Here is a 6,665-nt window from a genome sequence, read left to right as displayed (position 1 = left end):
CGGGTCTTTGTAGCGCGCTGCCTGTTGTTATTATTGCCGCGCTAAGTGGCTTTGATATTTACTACACTCTGTTTTTAATATTACTAACGCTTACATTTAGCACTCTGCTTTCAAGAACTCTCACCAAGCCAATAAAGCTTGGCATGCAATCGCTTGAAACCGGATTACTTAATTTTAAAGATGGTGAGCTCTCCAGTTTGCTTGCGTATAAAAGTAATGATGAACTTGGAAAACTATGCCAACTTTATAATCAAACCGCAAAACAGCTTCGCCAAGAAAAACAATGGATTTACCAGCGCGAGTTAATGCTTGATAAAGTATTGCAAAGCTCGCCGCAAGCGTTATTGCTGGTCAATGATAATAATACGGTGGTATTTAGTAATTTAATTAGCCGTAGTTTATTTAATAGCGCAACTCGCCTTGAAGGTATGCAGCTAAGTAAATTGCTCGAAAATTCGCCCCTGCAATTAATAGCAGCTATAGAGCACGGTGTTGATGGCCTCTTTAATATAGAAATAGAGAATCAAGACTCGCAAACTTGGCATTTAGCCACCGGGGAGTTTTTACTCAATAACCAAAAGCATCATTTATATATATTTAAACAATTAACCCGTGAGCTTAGTCGCCAAGAAGTTGCCGTGTGGAAAAAGGTAATACGCATTATCAGCCACGAATTAAATAATTCACTCGGCCCTATGTCATCCATGTTACATAGCGCACAATTGCTCGCAAATAAAGTTGATGAGCCTCGCCTTGCCCGTGTATTTGCAACTATTGATGAGCGAATTAGTCACTTAACTGAATTTGTACAAGGCTATGGCAAGTTTGCTAAATTACCTCAGCCACAAAAAACGCGAGTTAACTGGCAAAACACCCTCAATAATTTAAAAAATCACTGGCAATTTAGCTACGAAATAAAAAATTCACACAATGAATTACAAGCTGATCAAACACAACTCGAGCAGCTGCTGATAAACCTATTAAAAAATTCACACGAGTCAGGCACCAACGCCAATGAAATACATATTCAGGTCGAATTTGTACCCCAAGCATGTGTTATAAATGTGAGCGACTGCGGCAAAGGTATGAGCGAGCAAGTAATGGCAAATGCTTTAGTGCCCTTTTATTCTACAAAAAGTACGGGGAGTGGTTTAGGGCTAGCCTTATGCAGAGAAATAGCAGAAGCGCACCAGGGGCATATAAGTTTACATAACAAAATAGAGGGCGGCTTAAACGTACAAGTGAGCCTTCCTTATTCGTAAATTCACACAAATTAAAAACAACAAAGCCACTTAAAAAGTGGCTTTGTGTTTAAAGAGCTTAATAACCTGATAGCAGGTTGAGTAATAAAATTACTCTGCGTCAGCTTCTTTATATTTTGCAGCAGTTTCTGTAATTAACGGCTGTAATTCACCGCGTTGAAACATTTCTATAATAATGTCACAACCACCAACTAATTCGCCATCTACCCAAAGTTGTGGGAATGTTGGCCAATTAGCATATGCTGGAAGCTCAGCACGAATGTCTGGATTAAGTAAAATATCAACGTATGCAAATGGTTCACCACATGACATTAACGCTTGCGATGCTTGTGAAGAAAAACCACAATTTGGTAATTTTGGTGACCCTTTCATGAAAAGGATTATTGGATTTTCTGAAATTTGCTGTTTAATTTTATCAATGGTTTCCATCTACAACCTCAAAGTAACGATAACTAAATACATTTAAGTCTTGAAAATAACTCATCGTGACCATAAATATATAACTTAAAATGGGCAAATAAAGCCGCAATTGAAATAGTCTTTCGCAATAGCATTGCTGTTTGCTTAAACTTGAGTAAAATACTCAACAATTATAGTAACACTATATTACCGCTTGGTATAGGTAACTGGTCTGTTTCAACAGGCATTACGTATTACCAAATGGACTATCAACCAAAGAAGATGGAGATAAAAAAATGGCATTTGAACTACCGTCACTACCATATGCAATCGACGCACTTGAGCCACATATTTCAAAAGAAACGCTAGAGTTTCACCATGGCAAACACCACAACACATACGTGGTTAAGCTTAATGGTTTAATCCCTGGTACTGAGTTTGAAAACAAATCTCTAGAAGAGATCGTATGTTCATCAGAAGGCGGCGTATTTAACAACGCAGCTCAAATCTGGAACCATACTTTTTACTGGAACAGCTTATCTCCAAACGGCGGCGGCGAGCCTACGGGCGCAGTTGCTGATGCAATCAACGCTAAATGGGGTTCTTTTGATGCGTTTAAAGATGCATTAAATGACAAAGCAGTAAATAACTTTGGTTCAAGCTGGACGTGGTTAGTTAAGCTTGCTGATGGTTCACTAGACATCGTTAATACATCTAACGCTGCTACACCATTAACTGATGATGGCGTTACTCCAATCCTTACAGTGGATTTATGGGAACACGCTTACTACATTGATTACCGTAACGTTCGTCCAGATTACCTTAAAGGTTTTTGGTCGCTTGTTAACTGGGAATTCGCGAACGCTAACTTCGCTTAATTAGCCTTTAAACGCTAATGTAAAAAAGACGCTTAGGCGTCTTTTTTGTTTTTATTTATCACACCTAAGCACCTCATCATTTAATAAAACGCTTTTAGTAACATGATCTTTTTTCACTTAAATTTTTAATTTTAGTGCACAAAAATACACATTCGTGACTAGACTTTAAAAGGTAAGCACCTTTTTACAGCGGGTTTCGGAGGTTATTATGACGATTTTTGAGCATTACCAAGCACGATACGAAGCGGCACAGGAAGAAGAATACAGTATCGCTGAATTTCTTGAGATTTGTAAAACCGATAAGTCTGCCTACGCCAGCGCACCAGAACGCCTACTCATGGCCATTGGCGAACCAAACATGGTAGATACCGCAACGGATGCACGACTAAGTCGATTATTTTCAAATAGAGTAGTTGCGCGCTACCCTGCATTTGCTGATTTTTATGGTATGGAAGACGCCATTGAGCAAATAGTCTCTTATTTAAAACACGCCGCCCAAGGGCTTGAAGAATGCAAACAAGTGCTTTATTTGCTTGGACCTGTAGGTGGGGGTAAATCATCCATTGCCGAAAAACTAAAATATTTAATGCAACAGGTGCCTATTTATTCAATTAAAGGCTCTCCGGTAAACGACCATCCCCTTGCTTTATTTGACCCAGTAGAAGATGCAGACTTACTAAAGCAAGAGTACGGTATTAAACCGCGCTACTTAAAAACCATTATGTCGCCTTGGGCTGGCAAGCGCTTAAAAGAGTTCAATGGTGATATTAGCGAGTTTAGAGTGGTTAAACGCTACCCTTCTATTTTAAACCAAATAGGCATTGCCAAAACCGAACCAGGAGATGAAAACAACCAAGATATTTCAGCACTAGTGGGTAAGGTCGATATTCGCCAGCTTGAGCACTTTGCCCAAAACGATCCAGATGCATACGCCTACTCTGGCTCTTTATGTTTAGCTAACCAAGGGCTGATGGAATTTGTAGAAATGTTTAAAGCGCCTATTAAAGTGCTGCATCCTTTACTTACCGCAACCCAAGAAGGTAACTACAACGGCACAGAAGGCATTAGTGCTCTGCCGTTTAATGGCATGATCCTCGCTCACTCTAATGAGTCTGAGTGGCAAACCTTTAAAAACAATAAAAACAACGAAGCATTTTTAGACCGTGTTTATATTGTAAAAGTCCCTTACTGCTTACGTGTGACTGAAGAAATTAAAATTTACGACAAATTACTTGAGCACAGCGAGCTATACAACGCGCCTTGCGCACCGGGTACACTTAAAACATTGGCACAATTTACGACGCTATCACGTTTAAAAGAGCCAGAAAATTCAAGTATCTATTCTAAAATGCGGGTATACGATGGCGAGACTCTAAAAGACACCGACCCTAAAGCAAAATCGTATCAAGAGTATCGTGATTACGCAGGTGTTGATGAAGGCATGACGGGGCTCTCTACTCGCTTTGCGTTTAAAATTTTATCTCGTGTGTTTAACTTTGATACCACTGAGGTTGCTGCAAATCCAGTGCACTTATTTTATGTACTTGAGCAACAAATAGAGCGCGAACAATTTTCAAGCGAAATAGAAGAGCGTTATTTAAGCTTTTTAAAAGGCTATTTAATTCCGCAATATGTAGAATTTATAGGTAAAGAACTGCAAACCGCTTATTTAGAATCGTATTCAGAATACGGGCAAAACATTTTTGACCGTTATGTTATTTATGCTGACTTTTGGATACAAGACCAAGAATATCGCGACCCTGATACGGGACAACTATTTGACCGCGAGGCACTTAATGCCGAACTTGAAAAAATAGAAAAGCCAGCAGGCATTTCTAATCCTAAAGATTTTCGTAACGAAATAGTCAACTTTGTGCTGCGCGCACGTGCGCACAACAACGGTAAAAACCCGCTTTGGACGAGCTATGAAAAATTACGCAATGTGATAGAGAAAAAAATGTTCTCTAATACCGAAGATTTACTCCCCGTAATTTCGTTTAATACTAAAACGTCTGCAGAGGATCAGCAAAAGCACGAAGACTTTGTAAACCGTATGGTCGAAAAAGGCTATACACAAAAACAAGTTCGCTTGCTTTCTGAGTGGTATTTACGGGTTAGAAAATCGCAATAACCTTCATAGTCGTAGTATATAGGAGGTCATTATGGCGCATTTTATAGATAGGCGTTTAAACGGAAAAAATAAAAGTACGCTTAATCGCCAGCGCTTTATTAGGCGCTATAAAAAGCAAATTAAAGAAGCGGTTTCAGATGCGATTAACAAACGCAGTGTTACCGACTCAAGCTCTGGTGAGAGTATTTCTATTCCGCAACGCGATATCAGCGAACCTACATTTCATCAAGGACAAGGTGGGGATAGAGAACAAATTCACCCTGGTAACGATCAGTTCTCTACGGGTGATAAAATTGAACGCCCTAAAGGCGGACAAGGCGCGGGGGCGGGGGCGGGAGAAGGTGACGCCAGCGATTCGGGCGAAGGACAAGACGAGTTTGTATTTTCGATATCAAAAGATGAATACCTTGATTTACTGTTTGAAGATTTAGAGCTCCCTAACTTACAAGAAAACCAACTTGATAAGTTAGTGCAAATGAAAACCCATCGCGCCGGATTTTGTAGCGACGGCATGCCGAGTAATATTGATATTGTCCGCTCACTTCAAGGCTCCCTTGCGCGCCGTGTGGCCATGAGTGCAGGTAAAAAACGCCGACTAGATGAGCTTGAAAATCAACTTGCTCTATTACTTAGTGAGCCACATAGCGATAATGCGGCAATTGCTTTGTTACAAAAAGAAATTGCAGCATTAAAACTACAAATTAAATCGGTCCCGTTTATTGATAACTACGATTTACGTTTTCGTAATTACGAAAAGCATCCTCATCCCACCAGCAAAGCGGTGATGTTTTGTATTATGGATGTGTCAGGCTCAATGGATCAGCCAACAAAAGACATGGCAAAGCGCTTTTATATTTTGCTCTATCAATTTTTAACACGCAGCTACAAAGACATAGACGTTGTTTATATTCGCCACCACACACAAGCAAAAGAAGTAGATGAGCAAGAGTTTTTTTATTCTCAAGAAACAGGCGGTACTATTGTTTCGAGCGCACTTAAATTAATGAACGAAATAATAAAAGAGCGTTATAACGCAAACGAGTGGAATGTATACGCCGCACAAGCCTCTGATGGCGATAACTGGGCGGACGACACCCCGCAGTGTGGTGAAATATTACGTAATAAGCTCTTAAGCGCAGTACGCTATTTTGCTTATATTGAAATAACCACTCGTGCTCATCAAAGCCTATGGCGCGAATATGAATCTATAACACACAGCCATAATAATTTCGCCATACAGCATATTCAAAGCGTTGAAGATATTTACCCAATTTTTAGGGAGCTATTTAAAAAAGGTCGTCAACAGCAAAACTCTGCATAGCCAAAAGCGAGGTAGCATTATGAATGATAAACGATTGAGTGATGGCCCAGATTGGACCTTTGATTTATTAAATGAATACCAAGGTGAAATTGCTCGCGTTGCAGCTCACTATAGGTTAGACACCTACCCTAATCAAATTGAAGTGATAACCGCAGAGCAAATGATGGATGCTTATTCAAGCGTTGGTATGCCCATTGGTTATAGTCATTGGTCTTACGGTAAGAAGTTTATCCAAACAGAGCAAAATTATAAGCGCGGACAAATGGGTCTCGCTTACGAAATAGTGATAAATTCAGACCCTTGTATTGCGTACTTAATGGAAGAAAATACCCTACCTATGCAAGCGCTTGTAATGGCACATGCATGTTACGGACATAACTCATTTTTTAAAGGTAATTACTTATTTAAAACCTGGACCGATGCTGGCTCAATTATTGATTACTTGGTATTTGCTAAAAACTACATAAACCGCTGTGAAGAAAAGCATGGTATTACTCAAGTAGAAGCTCTTCTCGACTCATGTCATGCATTAATGAATTACGGGGTCGATCGCTACAAACGTCCACAACAAATATCGCTATTTGAAGAGCAAAAACGCCAACAAGAGCGCGAAGACTACCTTCAATCGCAAGTAAACGAATTATGGCGAACTATTCCTGAGCAACAGCAAGAAA

The 6,665-nt window shown here is 39.8% G+C and carries 6 protein-coding genes; 5 read left to right on the top strand and 1 reads right to left on the bottom strand.

Annotated features, from left to right (window positions below; all coding sequences use genetic code 11):
* Positions 1-1,262: PAS domain-containing sensor histidine kinase (locus tag P20652_RS17580; protein ID WP_033017180.1), on the top strand; the 1,262-nt coding region annotated here is incomplete at its 5' end.
* A 90-nt stretch (positions 1,263-1,352) separates the two neighbouring features.
* Here the strand turns inward: P20652_RS17580 and P20652_RS13530 are convergent.
* The gene (locus tag P20652_RS13530; protein ID WP_004335359.1) at positions 1,353-1,691 is read right to left on the bottom strand and encodes a Grx4 family monothiol glutaredoxin; all 339 of its coding nucleotides are present in this window, start codon (positions 1,689-1,691) and stop codon (positions 1,353-1,355) included.
* Positions 1,692-1,957: 266 nt separating this feature from the next.
* Between P20652_RS13530 and P20652_RS13535 the strand changes: the two genes are divergently transcribed.
* The 4 genes from P20652_RS13535 to P20652_RS17575 all read left to right on the top strand — a co-directional run.
* Positions 1,958-2,539 carry a superoxide dismutase gene (locus tag P20652_RS13535; RefSeq protein WP_002960323.1) on the top strand — a complete coding sequence of 194 codons (582 nt, stop codon included), beginning with the start codon at positions 1,958-1,960 and terminating at the stop codon, positions 2,537-2,539.
* A 208-nt stretch (positions 2,540-2,747) separates the two neighbouring features.
* Positions 2,748-4,670, top strand: coding sequence for a PrkA family serine protein kinase (locus P20652_RS13540; RefSeq protein WP_008166773.1), 1,923 nt, complete (start codon positions 2,748-2,750; stop codon positions 4,668-4,670).
* Between the two features lie 31 nt (positions 4,671-4,701).
* Entirely contained in the window at positions 4,702-5,991 is a 1,290-nt protein-coding gene (locus P20652_RS13545; RefSeq protein ID WP_008166771.1) for a YeaH/YhbH family protein, read from the top strand.
* A gap of 19 nt (positions 5,992-6,010) precedes the next feature.
* A partial coding sequence (locus P20652_RS17575) for a SpoVR family protein (protein ID WP_033017177.1) occupies positions 6,011-6,665 on the top strand: 655 nt, incomplete at its 3' end.

The sequence above is a fragment of the Pseudoalteromonas sp. BSi20652 genome (genome assembly GCF_000239855.1).
Lineage (GTDB): Bacteria > Pseudomonadota > Gammaproteobacteria > Enterobacterales > Alteromonadaceae > Pseudoalteromonas.
This window is presented reverse-complemented; position numbering and strand designations above follow the sequence as displayed.

Coding starts and splice junctions, on each gene's coding strand:
- P20652_RS13535 (WP_002960323.1), top strand. CDS start 1,958: ATGGCATTTGAACTACCGTCACTACCATATGCAATCGACGCACTTGAG.
- P20652_RS13530 (WP_004335359.1), bottom strand. CDS start 1,691: ATGGAAACCATTGATAAAATTAAACAGCAAATTTCAGAAAATCCAATA.
- P20652_RS13540 (WP_008166773.1), top strand. CDS start 2,748: ATGACGATTTTTGAGCATTACCAAGCACGATACGAAGCGGCACAGGAA.
- P20652_RS13545 (WP_008166771.1), top strand. CDS start 4,702: ATGGCGCATTTTATAGATAGGCGTTTAAACGGAAAAAATAAAAGTACG.